17 protein-coding genes are annotated in these 19,340 nt (G+C 63.8%); 9 read left to right on the forward strand and 8 right to left on the reverse strand.

Going from position 1 to position 19,340, the window contains the following annotated elements; genetic code table 11:
* Both NKJ01_RS19460 and NKJ01_RS19465 read right to left on the reverse strand, forming a co-directional pair.
* A partial coding sequence (locus NKJ01_RS19460) for a DUF7929 domain-containing protein (RefSeq protein WP_352730198.1) occupies positions 1–3,311 on the reverse strand: 3,311 nt, incomplete at its 3' end.
* Between the two features lie 10 nt (positions 3,312–3,321).
* On the reverse strand, positions 3,322–5,280 hold the full coding sequence (locus tag NKJ01_RS19465; protein ID WP_352730199.1) for an NHL repeat-containing protein: 1,959 nt from the start codon (positions 5,278–5,280) through the stop codon (positions 3,322–3,324).
* A gap of 488 nt (positions 5,281–5,768) precedes the next feature.
* On the opposite strand from NKJ01_RS19465, the gene dnaK reads away from it, so the two are divergent.
* The 9 genes from dnaK to NKJ01_RS19510 all read left to right on the forward strand — a co-directional run bounded on the left by dnaK (position 5,769) and on the right by NKJ01_RS19510 (position 13,121).
* Positions 5,769–7,685: a molecular chaperone DnaK gene (dnaK, locus tag NKJ01_RS19470; RefSeq protein ID WP_023762470.1), complete on the forward strand. Its 1,917-nt coding sequence runs from the start codon at positions 5,769–5,771 to the stop codon at positions 7,683–7,685.
* A gap of 213 nt (positions 7,686–7,898) precedes the next feature.
* Positions 7,899–9,029 carry a molecular chaperone DnaJ gene (dnaJ, locus tag NKJ01_RS19475; protein ID WP_352486114.1) on the forward strand — a complete coding sequence of 377 codons (1,131 nt, stop codon included), beginning with the start codon at positions 7,899–7,901 and terminating at the stop codon, positions 9,027–9,029.
* Between the two features lie 170 nt (positions 9,030–9,199).
* A complete protein-coding gene (gene pmtA / locus NKJ01_RS19480; RefSeq protein ID WP_352730202.1) occupies positions 9,200–9,802 on the forward strand; it encodes a phospholipid N-methyltransferase PmtA in 603 nt (200 codons plus the stop codon).
* 231 nt (positions 9,803–10,033) lie between these two features.
* Entirely contained in the window at positions 10,034–10,630 is a 597-nt protein-coding gene (locus NKJ01_RS19485; RefSeq protein WP_352730204.1) for an NADPH-dependent FMN reductase, read from the forward strand.
* On the forward strand, positions 10,627–11,325 hold the full coding sequence (gene pyrF, locus NKJ01_RS19490; protein WP_352730206.1) for an orotidine-5'-phosphate decarboxylase: 699 nt from the start codon (positions 10,627–10,629) through the stop codon (positions 11,323–11,325). The genes NKJ01_RS19485 and pyrF overlap by 4 nt, the downstream gene beginning before the upstream one ends.
* 28 nt (positions 11,326–11,353) lie before the next feature.
* Positions 11,354–11,641 carry a DUF1330 domain-containing protein gene (locus tag NKJ01_RS19495; RefSeq protein ID WP_352730208.1) on the forward strand — a complete coding sequence of 96 codons (288 nt, stop codon included), beginning with the start codon at positions 11,354–11,356 and terminating at the stop codon, positions 11,639–11,641.
* A gap of 240 nt (positions 11,642–11,881) precedes the next feature.
* Positions 11,882–12,202: an ArsR/SmtB family transcription factor gene (locus NKJ01_RS19500; protein ID WP_352730210.1), complete on the forward strand. Its 321-nt coding sequence runs from the start codon at positions 11,882–11,884 to the stop codon at positions 12,200–12,202.
* Complete coding sequence (locus tag NKJ01_RS19505) at positions 12,199–12,666, forward strand: SRPBCC family protein (RefSeq protein WP_352730212.1); 468 nt, start codon at positions 12,199–12,201, stop codon at positions 12,664–12,666. The genes NKJ01_RS19500 and NKJ01_RS19505 overlap by 4 nt, the downstream gene beginning before the upstream one ends.
* Before the next feature lie 44 nt (positions 12,667–12,710).
* Entirely contained in the window at positions 12,711–13,121 is a 411-nt protein-coding gene (locus tag NKJ01_RS19510) for a GFA family protein (protein WP_352730214.1), read from the forward strand.
* A 50-nt stretch (positions 13,122–13,171) separates the two neighbouring features.
* Here NKJ01_RS19510 and NKJ01_RS19515 read toward each other — a convergent pair whose 3' ends face one another.
* The 6 genes from NKJ01_RS19515 to NKJ01_RS19540 form a co-directional block, all read right to left on the reverse strand.
* Entirely contained in the window at positions 13,172–14,230 is a 1,059-nt protein-coding gene (locus NKJ01_RS19515) for a D-alanine--D-alanine ligase family protein (RefSeq protein WP_352730215.1), read from the reverse strand.
* A gap of 118 nt (positions 14,231–14,348) precedes the next feature.
* Complete coding sequence (locus NKJ01_RS19520) at positions 14,349–15,224, reverse strand: SMP-30/gluconolactonase/LRE family protein (RefSeq protein WP_352730217.1); 876 nt, start codon at positions 15,222–15,224, stop codon at positions 14,349–14,351.
* Entirely contained in the window at positions 15,224–15,865 is a 642-nt protein-coding gene (locus NKJ01_RS19525) for a 2-dehydro-3-deoxy-6-phosphogalactonate aldolase (protein WP_352730219.1), read from the reverse strand. The genes NKJ01_RS19520 and NKJ01_RS19525 overlap by 1 nt, the downstream gene beginning before the upstream one ends.
* Positions 15,862–16,815, reverse strand: a complete 954-nt coding sequence (locus NKJ01_RS19530; RefSeq protein WP_352730221.1) for a 2-dehydro-3-deoxygalactonokinase — start codon at positions 16,813–16,815, stop codon at positions 15,862–15,864. The genes NKJ01_RS19525 and NKJ01_RS19530 overlap by 4 nt, the downstream gene beginning before the upstream one ends.
* The gene (locus tag NKJ01_RS19535) at positions 16,812–17,579 is read right to left on the reverse strand and encodes an SDR family NAD(P)-dependent oxidoreductase (protein ID WP_352730223.1); all 768 of its coding nucleotides are present in this window, start codon (positions 17,577–17,579) and stop codon (positions 16,812–16,814) included. Before NKJ01_RS19535 ends, NKJ01_RS19530 begins: the two co-directional genes overlap by 4 nt.
* Before the next feature lie 257 nt (positions 17,580–17,836).
* Complete coding sequence (locus tag NKJ01_RS19540; RefSeq protein ID WP_352730224.1) at positions 17,837–19,186, reverse strand: putative bifunctional diguanylate cyclase/phosphodiesterase; 1,350 nt, start codon at positions 19,184–19,186, stop codon at positions 17,837–17,839.
* Between the last annotated feature and the right edge of the window lie 154 nt (positions 19,187–19,340).

Consider the following 19,340-nt stretch of genomic DNA (forward strand, 5'->3'; position numbering starts at 1 on the left):
TGCTCGGGCTTGGGCCGGATCGGACGGCAGGCGTTGTCCCTGACTTCCGTACCCTTGGGGCAGACGCAATCGCCATCGGCATTGTAGACCTGGCCACGGATCGTGCACTGCTCGGGCTTGGGCCGGATCGGACGGCAGGCGTTGTCCCTGACTTCCGTACCCTTGGGGCAGACGCAATCGCCATCGGCATTGTGGACCTGGCCACGGATCACGCACTGCTCGGGCTTGTCGGTCCTGACGCATTTGCCGTTCTCAAGCCCGGTTCCGCGTGGACAGACGCAGCGTCCGTCCTCGGTGCGGATCTGGCCTTCGAGCAGCACGCAGCGCTTCGTCTCCGGCTTCGGCACGATACCGCCACCCGGCGAACACTGGCCGTTGCGGAACGTCGTACCGGGCGGGCAGACGCACCGGCCGGCGCCGTTCAGGACGAAGCCTGCCGAGCATTCCTTCTTCATCTCGTGGCTGATGGAGAAGGGATGGCAGGCATAGGCTTTGCCGCGATCACCCTGCGTGTTGGCCTGATCGCCGGAAAGCACGTCGCCACCGCCCTGCACCCGTGTGTCGGGAGACAGGACGCCAACGCAGTTCTGGCCGCTGACGTTGCCCTGCAGATTGGCCAGGCGGCCGTCGTCGGGAATGACCACGGTGACATGGTGCATTTGGCTTTCGCCTGCGCCGAGCGTCAGGTTGGCAATGCAAGACAGCGGCAAGCTTGTCGGTTCCGGCGAGCAGCCGAAGGGCGGATCGATCGAAGTGATCTCAACCCCTTCCAGCCTGCCTAGACCCTCCACGCCGATCGCATCACCGATGCGGACCGGCCCGGAGAAGGGGCTTGTGCCGTCGTTCGTGATGGTGATCTCGAACGAGCAGGGTTGGCCGAGCTTGCATTCGCGGTCGCCGGTCTTTTCGACGCGGATGGTCGAAGAGCCGCCGCCCTTGGCGCAGGCCTGGCCGATCGGATAGACGATGTCGTCGCCCGGCGCCGGACCATACGAGCCGCGCGCGCAGTTCTCGAACGCGCCGTTCGCCGAAACCGTCACGTCGAAGTGGCGGCTGGTTCCAGGTGTCATCACGGCACCGGGAATCTGGCACGACAGCGCATTGGCCGGAACCGGTCCGCACGCCCATTCCGCGCCGTCAGGAGTGACGGACTGGATCTGGACGGGCGCGCCGCCAGCCACCAGCGTGGCGGCATCGTTGACCCGCACCGGGCCGGTGGGGGCAGCGGTGCCAAGGCTGATGACAGTGATGCGGCAAGAGACGGCCGCGGCACCGGCGAGCGAGGCGTTGCACACCTTGGTGATGCGCAGGGTCGGCTTGCCGCCACTGGGATGACGGAAGCGCTCCTTGGCGCAAGCCTTGTTGTTGGTGAGGTCGACCTCACCGGGAATGGCCTTCACCACCGCGCAGTTCTCGACCGTGTCCGACTGGTAGCCGGCCGGCATGACCGCCTTGACGACGATCGGTGTCGAGGCGCCCGGAGGCAGCGAGATGCCGGCATTGTCGCAGCGGAACTGGCCGGGGCCGTTTGGTCCGCATGTCCAGGGTGGGCTCGGGCCGAAGGTCGAGGAGGACGGTGCACCGGCCGGATAGCTGTCGATCACCGTCAGCGGCCCGTTATAGGTCGATGTGCCGTTGTTGATGATGTCGATCACGAAATAGCAGATGCCGTCGGCCGTGCAGACCGGGATGCGGGCGCGCTTCTTCAGGATCAGGTCGACCTTCTTTTCGACCGGCGGCTGGCAGTCGCGGTCACGATCGCCACGCCGGCAGATCGGGATCGAGGCACAGCCGCGATCGTTCGACTGGCTGCCGAAAAGCGGCTTGCCGCTGGCCCCATAATTATAGGTGGCGCAGTTGCGCAAGGCGCCGCCTTGCCAGCCCCCGACCGGCTTGAAGCCGAGCTTGAGGTCGACCGAGGCTCCCGGATTGAGCGTGGTCACCGGATAGGTGCACGTCATCGGGGTGGTGCCGGGCACGCAGACCCAGGGCGGATTGGGGCCTGAATCGAGCGTCGAGCCGGCCGGCAGCGTCACTTCGTCGAGCACGATCTTGCCGTGGTAGGCACCGGTGCCGACATTGGTGACCCTGATGGTGAAGTCGCAGCCGCCGCCCATCGTGCAACGCGACACGTCGGCGCGTTTCTCGACCTTGAGATCCGGTTCCTTGTCCTTGGGCGGGCATCTCTGGTCACGCGGGATGACGATGTCGATCGTCTGCGTGCAGCACAGGCCCCAGCCTTCCTTCGGACCGGCATAGGTTTCGATGCCGGTGACGACGAGGTGGATGACGTCACCGGGCGATGCGCCGACGATCTTCCAGTTGAGCACACCGCCGCCCGCCGGCACCAGCTGCGTGTCGGGGATGATGGTGATGCCGGGCGTGGTCGTCGACACCTGCACCCATTTGCCGCCCATCTCCGGGCCGACGGGCATGTGGTAGATGAAGGCGCCGCCGCCGGGCACGCAGTCGACCGTGCCGCGCTCCACCTTGAAGCACTCCTTGCCGGGAGGCGGTGGTGGCGGATTGCACTTGCTGACATCGATCTTGATCGAGGTCTTTTCGCCGGTCTTGAAGTCGCCGTCGTCGGGCTTGCCCGGATCCTGCGACGGGATGATGGTCCCGGTGCCTGGTCCGGCGGTCACCTTGATCATGCCCTGGTTGTCGACGATCGTCGGCGCGGGAAATGCCGCATGATCGATCTTGGCCGTGATCTTGAAGTTGATGATGCGCTCGTTGGGAGCCCCGATGCCGTCGAGATCGGAAGTGGAGATACGGAAATCGGAAACAACAGCCGTATCGTTCGGATTTGCCGACGTGCTGATCGTCGCCCCCGGCAGCGGTCCGCCGGACGAATCCGTGCCGTCGCCGGACACATCGACGTTGACGATCTCAAGGCCGTGCGGAAGCTGGTCCTTGAAATCGACCCGGACCTTCTTCAGCCTGGCTTCCAGGCTCGGGTCGGCAAGGCCCTGCGGATCACCGCGCAGGCCGAAGCTCAGCGAATAGACGACATAGTCGCAGCCTCGTTGAGTGCCTTTCTTGGTGAAGAAGGGTACGACCCGGTCGGGCCTCGGATTGATGACGCGCGAACTGTCGAGATCGAGCTTCAGCTCCGGGGTGATCGGGGCGGCGTCTTCCGCAAAGCCTTGCACCGGGGTCAGCATGGCGACCGCGATACCGGCCGCCATCAGCCAGCGCGCGCCGCGCCTGGCGTATGACAGGGGTTTCATGATCGTCTCCATGACGGTTGTTTGAGTGCCGGTTAATTGGCTGCTCTGGGCGAACGGGGAGAGTGCGAGATTTTTCATCTTCCCCTCCTTAACGTTCGCAGCTGACGGCTGGGGTTCTGAGCGGCAAAGTCATCTTGCAGCAAGGGTAGTAGCCACCCTTGTCCTTATCGGACTTCCTGTAGAAGCAGAGCCCGACATCGACTGTGTCGCCCGGATAGTGGCCGGTGATGTCGATCGTGTAGGGCTTGCCGGGCGCATGCGACTGCCGGGTGGTTACCCCGACCCCTGGCGTCCTGGACTGGGCCTTGATCGAATCGCCGCCGAAGCCAGCATGATCATGGAGATAGAGATCGGCCTCGAGACCGGAAGGCGTGCAGTAGTACTGGACGTCGTCGACATCGAGACATGGAGGCAGATTGCCGGGCGGTGGGAAGTCCGGCGGGTAGAAGGGGGGCAGATAGCCGCCCGGAATTTCCTCATAATAGCCGGCACGGCCTTCGCAGGGATGCCAAATAGCGACGTCGCCGACATGGCCCTCGACCTCCGGGTCGTCGAAATAGCTGTCGAAGTCGACGAACCAGGAGCCGAAGGGCGGCATATTGGCCGGCTTGACCAGTTCCTTGGGCGTGATCTGCACGCCATGCACGGCGAACGGCCCGCCGGCGGCGAGTTGCTCGGCGAGAGCCGGATTGTCGCGCAATTTGTCGCCGGTGTTGACCAGCGTTTGCGTGCAGACCGAGGTGTCGAGATTGCCGTCGGCGTCATAGCCATATTGCAGGTCGAGACCGCCGGCCGACTGCCTGTTGCCCTGCGGGAAACCGACCGCGTATTCCTGCGGCGTTTCGACCCAGACCGATTCCGTTTCCGGATCATCCGGGTTCTCTCTGAAGTAGCGAATGACCTCGCCCTTGCCGGAATCGGCGAACTGGCTGTAGTCGTAGCGGTTCTCGACCGGGCCGCGCTGGGCCAGGTACATGAAGCCGCTGTTGTCGAAGGCGATGTCGGTGACGGCGTAGTCCTTGTCGGCCTTGACCGTCAGTTCCCAGCGCGGATCGCCAGCAAAAGTGCCGTCGCGGGCAATGCCCACCGACCAGATTTCCGACTTTTCGCCGACCGAATAGTAGAGCCGGCCGCCATGAGAGGAAACGGCCCAGATGCGGCGCTCGTCCTGCGTGTAGCCCCAGCTGTCGGGATCTTCGCTGTCAAAGGCCGCGCCCTGTATGTCCATCACCGAGCCATCGTCGGCGACCGGAGCCAGCCCATGCGTCGGACGCCCGGCAACGCCATGGTCAAAGCTGTCGATCAGCGTGCCGGCGGCATCGATGCGGTGGATCAATCCGGTATCGAGATCGGAAGCGAAGAACTGGCGATGGCTGGGATCGAAGGTAAGATTGCCGATGCCGGGACCGCTGTTGGTGTCGATGTCGGCAAACTTGGAGACCTGGCCGGTGATGCCGTCGATCTTCCAGATGGTGCCCGGCCCGCCGGCGTTTTCGGTGCCGAACTGGCCATCCATGAAGGTGGCGCCGGCCGCGCCGCGGCGCTGCCTCTCCGGCCTGCCATCATCGTCGGTATCGGGCGTGACGATGCGGATGCCGTGCAGCGAGGTGGCGGCGGCATAGAGGTTTGGAATGCCTGATGGAACGCCGTCGCGCACGCCGTCGTCATAGGTGACGCCGAACACCTGGCCGATCTGCTCTGCCGTCACCTCGAAAGGCGGCGGCGTGTTGACGAGCTGGCCGGCGGCTGGCCCGCCCAGATGCGAGACGTCGAACACGCGCAAGGTGGCGCGCGTGGCGTCGATGAAGGTTTCGTCGACCGGATCGACGCCGGGAGGCAGGCCCTCGTCGAGATTGGGAATGATGGTGCCGGAAAATCCGGTCACTGCCATGGAACCGGGATAGATGATCTGGGTTTCCTGCGCCTGGGCGGCGCCCAGCCACAGACCGGCGCTGAGCGCCAGCGTCAGCAATCCGCCGCTTGCGTGCGCGATACTGCGCAAATGTCCATCGAGAGACGACACGAGCGAGCCGCGGATGCGAGACATGACATTCCCCCCGTAGTCGACGGGAGAAATGTCCGGTTGGGCCGCGCAAATCAGGGCAAGGCGCGGCGGTCCGGCTCGTTTTTCCCTGATCGAATTGTCTGCTTTCCTCATTGTCACGATACGCCTGCTCTTACGCAGGGTCAACGGAACCAGCGGAGAACCCAGCGCATCGACCCCATCCCGAAGGCGGTGGTCGCGCCCAGCTCCTGTTGTTCCCGGAGACCGTGGTGCCTCTGGGTTATTGGTCATGGGGCTTCCTTTCCGGGCCGCACCATGCGGCACCTGGAGATCAGTCGCAGGCGGAAGTGGAAAGGTTCATGGAAGCGTTGCGCAGAATGCTTGCGCGCGCTGCAGCCTGTTCTTATATACGCGCCAAGCCGTTCGGTGCCGGAATGCCGGTTGCCGGAACGGAATTTCTTGTGAACAGGGGCTTTCGTCGGAATGCCTGTACGGGTCCTGAGAGCCTGCTTAGCGGAGAGACTAGAAAAATGGCAAAAGTAATCGGTATCGATCTTGGCACCACCAATTCCTGTATCGCCATCATGGATGGCAAAGAGCCTAAGGTAATCGAGAATGCGGAAGGGGCGCGCACGACGCCTTCCATCGTCGCCATCAGCGGCGACGACGAACGTCTCGTCGGCCAGCCGGCCAAGCGCCAGGCGGTCACCAATCCTGAAAACACCATCTTCGCGGTCAAGCGCCTGATCGGTCGCCGCTATGACGATCCGGTGACGGAAAAGGACAAGAAGCTTGTCCCTTACAAGATCATCAAGGGCGACAATGGCGATGCCTGGGTCGAGGCCGGCGGCAAGAAGCAGTCGCCCTCGCAGATTTCGGCCATGATCCTGCAGAAGATGAAGGAAACGGCGGAAGCCTATCTCGGCGAGAAGGTCGAGAAGGCGGTCATCACCGTTCCGGCCTATTTCAACGACGCCCAGCGCCAGGCAACCAAGGACGCCGGCAAGATCGCCGGCCTCGAAGTGCTGCGCATCATCAATGAGCCGACGGCTGCGGCACTTGCCTATGGCCTCGACAAGAAGGAAGGCAAGACCATTGCCGTCTATGACCTTGGCGGCGGCACGTTCGACATTTCGGTGCTCGAAATCGGCGACGGCGTGTTCGAGGTCAAGTCGACCAATGGCGACACCTTCCTGGGCGGCGAGGATTTCGACATGCGCCTGGTCGAGTACCTGGCGACTGAGTTCAAGAAGGAACAGGGCATCGACCTGAAGAACGACAAGCTCGCCCTGCAGCGCCTCAAGGAGGCGGCTGAAAAGGCCAAGATCGAGCTGTCGTCGACAACGCAGACCGAAATCAACCTGCCCTTCATCACTGCCGACGCGACCGGGCCGAAGCACCTGACGCTGAAGCTGACGCGGGCCAAGTTCGAGCAGCTGGTCGATGACCTGGTCCAGCGCACGATTGCCCCTTGCAAGGCGGCGCTCAAGGACGCCGGCCTGAAGGCCGGCGAGATCGACGAGGTCGTTCTGGTCGGCGGCATGACCCGCATGCCCAAGATCCAGGAGATCGTGAAGCAGTTCTTCGGCAAGGAGCCGCACAAGGGCGTCAACCCGGATGAGGTCGTCGCTCTGGGCGCTGCCATCCAGGCAGGCGTGCTGCAAGGCGACGTCAAGGACGTGCTTTTGCTCGACGTGACGCCGCTGTCGCTCGGCATCGAGACGCTGGGTGGCGTGTTCACCCGTCTGATCGAGCGCAACACGACGATCCCGACCAAGAAGAGCCAGGTGTTCTCGACGGCCGAGGACAGTCAATCGGCCGTGACCATCCGCGTCTTCCAGGGTGAGCGCGAAATGGCCGCCGACAACAAGGCGCTCGGCCAGTTCGACCTGGTCGGCATCCCGCCGGCGCCGCGCGGCGTGCCGCAGATCGAGGTCACCTTCGACATCGACGCCAACGGCATCGTCAACGTCTCGGCCAAGGACAAGGGCACCGGCAAGGAGCACCAGATCCGCATCCAGGCATCGGGTGGTCTTTCGGACGCAGACATCGAGAAGATGGTCAAGGACGCCGAGGCCAACGCCGAGACCGACAAGAAGCGGCGTGCTCTGGTCGAAGCCCGCAACCAGGCCGAAGCGCTGCTGCATTCGTCCGAGAAGTCGCTGAAGGAATATGGCGACAAGGTCTCGGAAGCCGACCGCACGGCGATCTCCGACGCCATCGCGGCGCTGAAGACCGCCACGGAGGGCGACGACGCAGTCGACATCGAGGCCAAGTCGCAGGCGCTTGCCGAGGCTTCGATGAAGCTTGGCCAGGCCATGTACGAGGCTTCGCAGAAGGAAGCGGCGGAAGCTGACGCCAAGGCGGACGCCGCCAAGGACAGTGACGTGGTCGATGCCGATTTCGAGGAAATCGACGAGGACGACGACAAGAAGAAGTCCGCCTGAGCCGTTTGACGGCAAAATAGAGCGAAAAGCCCGGCGCAAAGCCGGGCTTTTTTGCAACCCTTTGCACAAAAACAGCGGGTCTCGCCGAAAAAAAGCGGCCAAACCCGCGTCGACACTGGCATCGCGGTTCCATCGCACCTAAATCGAAGCGTCAGTGCCGGCAAGAGACGCAACAATGCTTGAAGACGTTGAGCATCCGGACAGCGGGAAAAAATGAAAGCTGATTTCTACGAAACGCTGGGCGTCCAGAAAGGCGCCGACGAGAAGGAGCTCAAGAGCGCTTTCCGCAAGCTCGCCATGCAGTTCCATCCCGACCGCAACCCCGGCGATCATTCCTGCGAGCATAAGTTCAAGGAAATCAACGAAGCCTACGAGACGCTGAAGGACCCGCAGAAGCGGGCGGCCTATGACCGCTTCGGCCATGCGGCCTTCGAGCAGGGCGGCATGAATGGCGGCGCGCAAGGCTTCGGCGCCGGCGGCTTCGCCGACATTTTCGAGGATATTTTCGGCGACATGATGGGCGGGCGCCAGCGTCGCTCGTCGGGCGGGCGCGAGCGCGGCGCCGACCTGCGCTACAATATGGAAATCTCGCTGGAAGAGGCTTTCGCCGGCAAGACCGCCCAGATCCGCGTGCCGGCTTCGATCTCCTGCTCGGAATGCTCTGGCAGCGGCGCCAAGCCCGGCACCCAGCCCGTCACCTGCTCGATGTGCAACGGCCACGGCAAGGTGCGCGCCACGCAAGGCTTCTTCTCGATCGAGCGCACCTGCCCGCAATGCCAGGGGCGGGGGCAGACGATCAAGGACCCATGCCCGAAATGCGCCGGCCAGGGCCGCGTCACCGAGGAGCGTTCGCTGTCGGTCAACATCCCGGCCGGCATCGAGGACGGCACCCGCATCCGGCTTGCCAATGAAGGCGAGGCAGGCCTGCGCGGCGGGCCGTCGGGCGACCTCTATATTTTCCTGGCGGTCAAGCCGCACGAGTTCTTCCAGCGCGACGGCGCCGATCTCTATTGCAAGGTGCCGATCTCGATGACGACGGCCGCCCTTGGCGGCTCCTTCGAGGTGACGACGCTGGATGGCACGCAGACCAAGGTGAAAGTGCCGGAAGGCACCCAGAACGGACGCCAGTTCCGCCTCAAGGGCAAGGGCATGCCGGTGCTGCGCCAGCCCAATGTCGGCGACCTCTACATCCAGACCGCGGTCGAGACGCCGCAGAACCTGACCCGCCGCCAGCGCGAGTTGCTGGAGGAGTTCGAGCAGCTCTCCTCGCAGGACAATTCGCCCCAATCGAGCGGCTTTTTCGCCCGCATGAAGGATTTCTTCGAATCCTTCGGCGAGCATTGATGCAAGTCCCCCAGCGGCGGAAGCCGGTTTGGGCCGCGAAAATCCGTGACTCGCGCGTTGTTTTGAGACGCGACGAAAATTATCTTATCCACGACATGCGCCTGACCGCGCCTTGCCTTGCGCCGCTCAAGTGTTAAGTACCTTGAAGGGGAGCGCTGAGGAGAGCTTGCATGACACGTCCCGGACTGCGCAAGGCGCTTGCCGAAAAGTTCGACGACGAGCTCAAATTCTTCAAGGGCTGGATCGATAAGCCGAAGACGGTCGGCTCGATCGTGCCGACCAGTTCGATCACCGCCCGCAAGATGGCCTCGATCGTCAATCCGAAATCCGGCCTTCCGGTACTGGAAGTCGGTCCCGGCACCGGCGTCATCACCCGGGCTATCTTGGCCCAGGGCGTGCGGCCCGAAAATCTCTACGCGGTCGAATACTCCACCGATTTCGTGCGCCATTTGCGGCGGCTCTATCCCGGCGTCAACGTCATCGAGGGCGATGCCTTCAACCTCAACGCCACGCTTGGCGAGAAAAGCGGAATGATCTTTGATTCCGTCGTTTCCGGTGTGCCGTTGCTCAACTTTCCGGTCGCCCAGCGCATCGCCTATATCGAGAGCCTGCTCGACCGCATCCCGGCCGGACGGCCGATCGTGCAGCTGACCTATGGCCCGATGTCACCAATCCCGCCCGGCCGCGGCGACTACACCGTCGAACATTTCCACTTCGTCATCCGCAACATCCCGCCGACGCAGCTGTGGATCTACCGGCGCGGAGCGCATTAGGTTCCTCGACGCACAATCGTTCGCGGTTCCGAGCGCTGGCTGCATACCTTGGCGATTGGCGGAAACATCTCTCACTTCGTCATCCACGGGCGGAGCAAGGAGCGCAGCGACGCGGCGCAGACCCGAGGATGACGAAGTTCGGGGGCTTCTGCTAATCCCGACCGTTTTGTGGCTCCGATGCGTTGATTTGGGCCGTTCTTGGCTGTACCTGTCCGGGAACAAGGGTGGCCAATGGCAGTGATCCCGAAAATCCTCGTCTTCGCCGGCTCGGTGCGCAGCGGCGCTTATAGCGGCAGGACAGCCGACGTGGCGCAGAAGGAACTCGCCATGCAGGGCGCCGAGGTGACCCGCATCTCGCTCGCCGACTATCCCCTGCCGATCCTCGACGAGGATCTGGAAAAGGAAAAGGGCGTTCCCGAAAACGCTGGGAAACTCGGCCGTCTCATCCTTGCCCATGACGGTCTGCTGATCGCCGCGCCCGAATATAACGGCTCCATCCCGCCGTTGCTCAAGAACACGATCGACTGGGTGAGCAGGGTGCGCCGGGACGGCGGCCGGCCGGTGAGGCCGCTGGCCGGCAAGGTCGCCGGCCTCTGCTCGTCCTCCAAAGGACACTTTGCCGGCATCCGCTGCATCAACCATCTGCGCGCCGTGCTGGTGCGTTGCCAGATGGAGGTGGTGACGCCGGAATGCTCGGTGCCCGAGGGCGGCAGCGCCTTCGACGAGGATGGCCATTTCCGTGACGAAAGACTGCATAAATCGATGGAGCTTCTATGCCGCACGCTGATCGAAACCTCGCGCATGCTGTCCACCCGGATCGAGGCATGATCGCCACGACGATGCAGGACCGGCTGATCGTCGGTCTCGATGTCCCGACCGTGAAGGAAGCCGAGCAGGCGGTGCTCGAACTCGATGGCGTCGTCTCCTTTTACAAGATCGGCTACCAACTGGCCTTCGCCGACGGGCTCGACTTCGCCAGGGAACTGGCCAGCGGCGGAACCAGGGTCTTCCTCGACATGAAGCTGCTCGACATCGACCACACGGTGGCCAAGGGCGTCGAGAACATCGTCAAGATGGGCATGACCATGCTGACCATCCATGCCTATCCCAAGGCGATGGCGGCGGCGGTGGAAGCAGCGCGCGGCAGTGATCTTTGCCTGCTTGCCGTCAGCGTGCTGACCTCGATGGACGAGCAGGACATGGTCGACGCGGGCTACGAATACGACCCGCATACGCTAGTGCTGCGGCGCTCGGAACAGGCGCTGCATGCCGGCATGGGCGGCATCGTCTGCTCGGCGGCGGAGGCCGAGGCGGTGCGCCGCATCGTCGGGCCCGACATGGCGGTGGTGACGCCCGGCATCCGGCCGACGGGCAGTGACCATGGCGACCAGAAGCGGGTGGTGACACCGGGACAGGCAATCCGCAACGGCGCCAGCCACCTCGTCGTCGGCCGGCCAATCGTCGCGGCAAGCGACCGGCGCGCAGCGGCCGAAGCCATCCTTGACGAAATGCGCTCGGCATAATCCAAAAGAACGACTTCGGAGACAACAAATGCCCAAGGGATACTGGATCGCCCGCGTCGATGTGCGCGACGCCGAAGGCTACAAGGACTATGTCGCCGCCGCCAAGCCTGCCTTCGAGCGCTTCGGCGCGAAATTCCTGGCGCGCGGCGGCCAGCACGAAAAGGCCGAAGGGCCTGGCCGCGCACGCAATGTCATCATCGAGTTCGAATCGCTCGCCGCCGCACATGATTGCTACCACTCGCCGGAATACCAGCGCGCCGTCACCATCCGCCAAAAGGTCGCCGACGGCGAAATCGTCCTGGTCGAGGGCGCCTGAGGACCATCGGACGCATAGTTCCGAAAAATAACATCCGGTTTAAAGGATATCATGCTCACGGCCTGACAGCACTTCAAGCGAAGCCGTGCCGGCTTCACTTCCGGTTCTTCGCCCCGCGCCTCCATCGTGACCTGCCCAGCAGCAGTCGTCAGCTGCGGAGCCTTGCCGGCACACGGCGGACTGCCAGTTGACATGCAGGCATTTACCTGCATATTATAGGCTCACCACAGAGTGAGGCCGATGGACGCCGACAAGGTTTTCAAAGCACTGGGCGACCCGACACGCAGGAGGCTGCTTGACCTTCTGTGTGAGCAGAACGGGCAGACGCTCGGTCAGCTTTGCGAACACCTGGACATGGCGCGGCAATCCGCCACCCAGCACCTCGACATGCTGGAGGCGGCCAATCTGGTGAGCACGGTCAAGCGCGGCCGCGAAAAGCTGCATTTCATCAACCCGGTGCCGCTGCACGAAGTCTACGAGCGCTGGGTGCGGAAATTCGAACGGCAGCGGCTCAGCCTGCTGCACGACCTGAAGCAAGAACTCGAAGGAGACGACCAATGACCACCAAAGAGACGACCAGCTTTGTCTATGTGACCTACATCCGTTCGACACCGCAGAAGGTGTTCGAGGCCATAATCAAGCCCGAGATCGCAAGGCGCTACTGGGGCCACGAGAACGTCTCCGACTGGAAGACGGGTTCGAAATGGGAACATATCCGCGCCAATGACGAACGGACCCTCGAACTCGTCGGCAAGGTCGTCGAAATCTCGCCGCCGACCCGTCTCGTCATCACCTGGGCGAACGCTTCGCAGGCCGACGATCCGTCGAAGTACAGCCGGGTAACGTTCGGCATCGAGGAATACGACACCATGGTGCGGCTGACCGTCACTCATGACGAACTCGAAGCCGGCAGCGGCATGGCGAAAGGCATCAGCCAGGGGTGGCCGGCTGTGCTGTCCAGCCTGAAATCCTTCCTCGAAACCGGCAGTGGCATCGACATTTCCGCCAAGCCAAAATCGGCCTGATGCCGTTCGATATCATGCAGAACCAAAGCCAGTGGAGAATGACAATGGCCAAGCGCTATACCGGCGGCTGTGCATGCGGCGCGATCCGTTATGAAACCAGCGGCGAGCCGATCTTCCAGAATCACTGCCAATGCAACGATTGCCAGAAGCGCAGCGGCACCGGCCACGGCTCCTATCTGACCTTCGGCCGGCGCGCCGATATGGCAATCACCGGCGAAGCGAGCACCTGGCGGGTGGCGACCGCCAGCGGCAATGAAAAGATCCACGCCTTCTGCCCAACCTGCGGGACGCCGGTCTACCTGACATTCGTCGCCATGCCGGAGTTGATAGCGATCAACGCCACCAGCCTCGACGACCCCAGTGTTTTCGAACCGCAGGTGGTCACCTACACGATCCGCGGCCATGACTGGGACAGGATGGATCCGTCTTTGCAGGCGTTCGAGCGAATGCCGTAGGAAGTTCAGGCCAAGTGTCCGAACGACCGAATTCCAAGATTCGACCCGAACTAGGCGATCAGCCGGTTTGCCGCGGTTTCGGCCATGGCGGCGACGAGCTCGAGGTCCCATTGCTGGCGGCAATAGGCGCGGAAATCGAAGCAAGGCAGGCCGGGGCAGACCTCGAACTCGATGAGGTGGACGGTGTCGTCGGCCTCGACCCTGAGATCGATGGAAAACACGTCGCGCAGGCCGAGCCCGCTCATCAGCCGATCGGCGATCGCGCGAATCCTGGCGTCGGCGACCGGCTGGGTGTCGGCAACCGCAACGAGTTCCGGTTCGGCATAATGTCCCGCCGCTTTCGCCGCCTCTCCGGTGTCGCCGTAAAGCGCCAGGCTGTCGGCCATCGTCTGGAAATCGGCGCCCGAATCGACAAAGGCGACGCCAAGGGCTTCGACCCCGGCGCCCGGCACCAGGCCGAGGAAACTGGCGCGCACATTGCGGCCGGCGACATAGGGCTGGACCACGACATCATCGCGGTAGGCGGCGAACACACGCCGGCTAAGCTTCAGCGCATGGCCGAGGTCCGCCACACGCGAATCCGGCCAGATACCGATCTTGGCGCCAAGTCGGTTGGGCTTGACGAACCAGCCGGCGGCAGACACCGGTGGATCGACCAGCCATTTGCCGTTCCGTGCAAGCCCGGCCTGCGGCACCGGCAGGCCGACCGCGCCAAGCACGGCGCCGGAGCGGAACTTGTCCTGGCAAAGTGCGAACAGCGCATCGTCGGCGCCGATCGTCTTGAACCCGCCCAGTCTCGCCAAAGCGGGTGCGGCGCCGCCCCGGAAATAGGCGATGCCGTCGGTCAGCGTCCAGACCAGCGTCGTGCCGGGATCCTCGCCGGCGAGCACGCCTGCGGCCTCGTCAAGCGCCACCGGCGTGAACGACAGGCCGCGGGTCTGGCAGGCGCGGCCGAGCGCCTCGAATTCAGGGGCGAGATCGGTCGACTGCGCCAGATAGGACGCGATTTCGGTGGCACGCTCCGGTGCATGACCATCGGCGACCAGACGATCGAAGCAGGCCTTTTCGGGCTCATGGACGAGGATCAGTCTTGGCTTGCGGCTCGGCATGAACGCTTCCCGTCGGTGCGATCGCCTACCATCGCACGGTCAAGGCGTCAGGCTCTCGCGAAACCGACACGGCGCGGGCGCCTGCGTGACAGCACACCGGACGAGCGCTGAATGCAGTTCAGGCGATCAGCACGCGCGGCTCGAAGCGGCCGTTGACGGGAATGTCGAGCAGGAAAGTCATGCCCGCCTGCGGATCGAGCTGGCGCTGCTTCTCGTCCTTGCCCTTCCAGGCGGAAGTCACCGCCAGCCGGTCGGCGTTCTTTCCGACGAAGGCCGGACAGGATGGCTGCGTCACCGGCATCGGGATTTCGCGCAGCAGCGCGCCTTCAGGCGAATAGGCCTTGACCACCTTGCCGCCCCAGACGGCGTTCCAAAGTACGCCGTCGCGGTCGACCACCGAGCCGTCGACAAAACCCTTGGACGAGCGGTGATCGACGAAGATTTTCGGTTCGCCGATGGGCAGGCCGGTGGTCGGGTCGCAAGCGACGCGCATCAGCAACCCGGTCGAAGTGTCGGTGTAGTAGGCGAGCGCGCCATCTTCCGAAAAGCAGATCGAATTGGAGACGGTGATGTCGGAAAACAGCTTGCGCAGCTCACCCTTGAAAAACCAGTAGATCGAGCCCGCGCCCTTGCTCTCGTCCTTGGCCATCGTGCCGACCCAGAAGGCGCCGCAGGGATGGACGCGCGAATCGTTGGAGCGCGTGAGCGGATTGTCGGCCTCGACAGCTGTGTGCAGCGTCAGCGCGCCCGTCCCCACGTCGCGAACAAAAAGGCCGGTCTCAGTGGCGATCAGCTGGCGCTTGTCGTCGATGACGGCGATTGCGCTCGCCATCTGGCCAAGCTCATGGATCTTGAGCGCGCCGGAGGCGACGCCACGCTCCAGCAAAAGGCCGTTGACGATGTCGAACCAGAACAGCGCATCGGTGGCGGGATCGTAGCTCGGCCCTTCGCCGAGCTGGCAGATATGATCGGAGAAAACCGAAACCTCGCCCATCACGCGTCTCCGCCGAATGCTGCATCCCAGGCAGTTACCGCCGCCTGAGCCCGCGCGGCCACGTCACCGACGCTCATGCCCGGCTTGAACAGGCTGGAACCAAGTCCGAAGGCCGTCACGCCCGCCGCCTTGTAGCCGGCAAAATCCTTTTCAGAGACGCCTCCGACGGCGCCGACCACCGTTTGCGCCGGCAACACCGCGCGCATCGCCGAAATGCCGGCAGCACCGAGCACGCTGGCCGGGAAGAATTTCAGCGCCGAAGCACCGAGCCGGATCGCCTGGAAGGCTTCGGTCGGCGTGAACACGCCGGGCATGGTGACCATGCCGTAGTGCATGGCGCGCGCCATCACCTCGGCATCAATGTTGGGGCTGACCAGCAGCCTCCCACCGGCCTTGTGCAAGCTGTCGACATCGGCTGGCGTCAGCACCGTGCCGGCGCCGACCAGAGCCGTTTTCGGAAGCGCTTCGACGATCGCAGCGATCGAGGAAAACGGCTCCGGTGAATTGAGCGGTACTTCGATCGCCTCGATGCCGGCGTCGAACAATGCCTGGCCGATGGCGATCGCCTCAGTCGGTTTCAGCCCACGCAGGATGGCGACCAAGCCGCGCTTGAGCTTGGGAAAAGGTGCGGTCTGGCTCATGAGGCTGCTCCAATTCTGGCGATCATGCCGTTTTCGCGCGCCGCCTCGACGAGACCGGTACGCACCGCTTCGTCGGCATCGACGACCCGGACTGCAAGCCCGGCGAGGCCGAGCGCCTCACTGTAAAGCGCGGCCAGCGCGCCGGATGCCACCAGCACGACGGGCTCCGCGCCGGCACCGTGACGACGGCTGGCCGAGGCGATCTCGCCACCGATCAACAGCCCGGAAAGGCAGGCTGCGGCATCGTCGGCTTTCAGGTCCTGAAGCAGGCCGGCGGCGCGGATGGAAAACAGCCGCGAGGTGACATCGCCGCCTTCGGCCAATGCGGTTTCGCACCAGCGGCGGAAGAACGGATTGTCTGCCGTGACGGGCTTCGGATGTTCGCCGAGCGAATGGCGCAGGATCGAGTGCGCGGCAAGCACGGAAAACAGTTCGCCGGTCGGCCAGGTGCCAAAACCGGTGACAGCGCCGTCCTCGACCAGCACCCATTTCGAATGGGTTCCGGGCATACAGACCAGTTGGCGCCCCTTGGCCGGCAGGCCGGCACCGGCAAGCTGCGTTTCCTCGCCGCGCATGACGTCGGGTGCATCGGCCAGACGCTGGGCAAGGCCCGGAACGATGCGGATGTCGCGGCTTTGGTCAGGTACGCTGGCGGCACCTGCAAGGATGGCATCGAGCGGCGCCGGCACCGTCACATACGATGCTTCCAGCCAGCCCTGGCGGGAGCCGGCCATGCCGCAGATGATCACGGGCAGCGTCTCCGGCGCCGCCAAGGCCGCCAGATGCCCTTCAAGGATGGTCGAAAAGCCCTTTTGCTGGGCGGTGATCAGGCCATCGTCGCCGCGACGTTCGGCAAGCACCTTGCCTTGCCCGTCGATCAGCCAGACCCGCATGCGGGTCGTGCCCCAGTCGACGGCGGCGACCGCCGGGGCGTTGCTGGCTGGGCTCACAGGAAGCCTCCATCGACGATCAGCATCTGCGCGGTCAGCATGCGCGACGCGTCCGAGGCCAGGAACAGCACCGTGCCGACGATGTCGTCCGGCCGCATCACCTGCTTGATGCACTGCTTGGCGACATGGGCGGCAAGCGCCTGTTCGGTCACCCAGAGCTCCTTCTGCCGCTCGGTGATCACCCAGCCCGGCGCAATGGCGTTGACGCGGATGCCGTCGACGCCGAGCTTGCCGGCCAAGCCCTTGGTGAGGCCGAGAATGCCGGCCTTGGCGGCCGTGTAGGACGGCATGTCGGGGTGGTTGATCAGATAGGATGTCGAGGTGAAGTTGATGATCGAGCCGCCGCCGGCACGCTTCATGCCCGGCGCCACCGCTTGCGCGGTGAAGAAATGCGGCCGCAGATTGATCGCCTGGTTGTTGTCCCAGAAATCGACCGTCACGTCCTCGACGGCGTGGCGTTCGTCCCATGCGGCATTGTTGACCAGTACGGTGACGTCGCCATGCGCCTCTGCCGCCCTGGTAGCCGACGCCCGCAGGGCCTCGACGTCGCGCAGATCGGTCTTGAGATACAGCGGCCGCCGGCCGGACTCTTTCTCGATGCGGTCGGCAAGGAGCGTGCTTGGACCATCGGCGATATCGATGAAGGCGACATTGGCGCCCTGGCGTACAAACCCCTCGGTCAGTGCCGCGCCAATTCCCGAGCCGCCGCCGGTGATCAGCACCGAAGCGCCTTCGAGGTCGGCAAAATTCGCCGATGGCATCATATCTTTTCTCTCCGAGCGCATGACCCCGAAAATCAGATCGATTTTCGGAAAGGGATCATGCGCAAATACAAAATGCTACGCGTCCTGAAGGACGCGCGGCGCTGAAGCCAGACCGGCGCGCATCCTAGCCACGCAAGTTGCGCGGGCAAGGGCGAACGGTCGGATTTTTGGGCTAATGTCAGACAAAACGACAATGCGCCGCACCGGATTGCGGACAGCGGCATCGTCGGGATCGGCGGCAGCTTCGAGATCGCCGGTCAGATCGCCTTGGCGCGCAGAGCGCCGCGGAAGGAATCGCGGAGATAGCCGAGCGTGGCGTCGGCATCGACCGGCTTGCCGAAAAGATAGCCCTGGCCGCCGGCGCAGCCGAACTGGACCAGGCGATCGGCCTGCGCTTCCTGCTCGATGCCTTCGGCGACGACGTCCATGCCGAGCCCCTCGCACATGGCGAGGATGGCGCGGATGATGTGTTCGGACGGGCGATCGTCGAGAATGGACGAGACGAAGGCGCGGTCGATCTTGAGCTTGTCGAAATGGAATTCGCGCAAGCGGCCGAGCGAGGACTGGCCGGTGCCGAAATCGTCGAGCGAGACGCGGATACCGACGCGGCGCAGGTCCTCGACGATCTGCGCGGCCGAGGCAGGATCGTTCATCAGGCCGGTCTCGGTGATCTCGATTTCCAGCCGGCGCGGATCGAAGCCGGTTCTCTCGAGGATCGCCAATATATGCAGGCCGGTGTTCTGGTCGACGAGCTGCGAGGGCGACAGGTTGAACGACAGGAACAGGTCCTTCGGCCAGCTCCGGGCCGCCTCGGTCGCCTTGCGCAGCACCAGCTGCGACAGCGGGCCGATGATGCCGCGCTCCTCGGCGATGGGGATGAAGACGGTTGGCGGCACGGAGCCCAGGTCGCGATCGGTCCAGCGCGCCAGCGTCTCGAAGCCGATGGTGCGGCGCGTGTTGAGATCGACGATGGGCTGGAAATGCGGTTCCACCTCGCCGGCCGAGACAGCCCGGCGCAGCGCCTGTTCGATGCGGGTGACGCGCTTGGCCGCCTCTTCCATCTCGCGGGTGTAGACGACGACGCCGCCACGGCCGGAACGCTTGGCGTGGTAGAGTGCCGTCTCCGCCTTGTTGATGAGGATTTCGGTGGTTTCGTCGCCCGAAGAAAACAGCGAGCAGCCGACCGAGGCCGAAAGCCTGGCAGTGCGTTCGCCGACATCGTATGGCGCCGACAGGATCTCGATCAGCATGCGCGACTTTTCGGCCGCCGCTTCCTCGCTGAACACCATCGGATAGAGAAACGCAAATTCGTCGGCGCCGATGCGGCAGACCGTGGAGTAGCCGTCCATCGAGGCGCGCAGCCGCATCGCGACCTGGATCAGGATGTCGTCACCGGCCTTGTGGCCGAACAGGTCGTTGATCGGCTTGAAGCCGTCGAGATCGAGAATGCCGACGGTAAAGGGCGCGGGATCGTCGGCACGGTCGCTTATCAGGCGATCGACCTTGTCGAAGAAGCGGCGATGGTTGCCAAGCCCGGTCAACGGATCTGTGAACGCCAGATCCGTGCTCTCCCTGTTTGCCTGACCGGTGCCAAACGAAGTTTGCATCGGTGTCCCTGTTTTGTGTCGTCGGAATTTATTGCGAGACTGGCAGCAAACCCTTTAGGAAACGTATCGCCAAATGGATTTTTCACGGGTAAAGCGCATCACCTTCGGGAAGGCCGACGTGGGGCGTGTCAAGCCGTTGTTTTCACGCGCACAT

The sequence above is a fragment of the Mesorhizobium sp. M0276 genome, assembly GCF_040321755.1.
Lineage (GTDB): Bacteria > Pseudomonadota > Alphaproteobacteria > Rhizobiales > Rhizobiaceae > Mesorhizobium.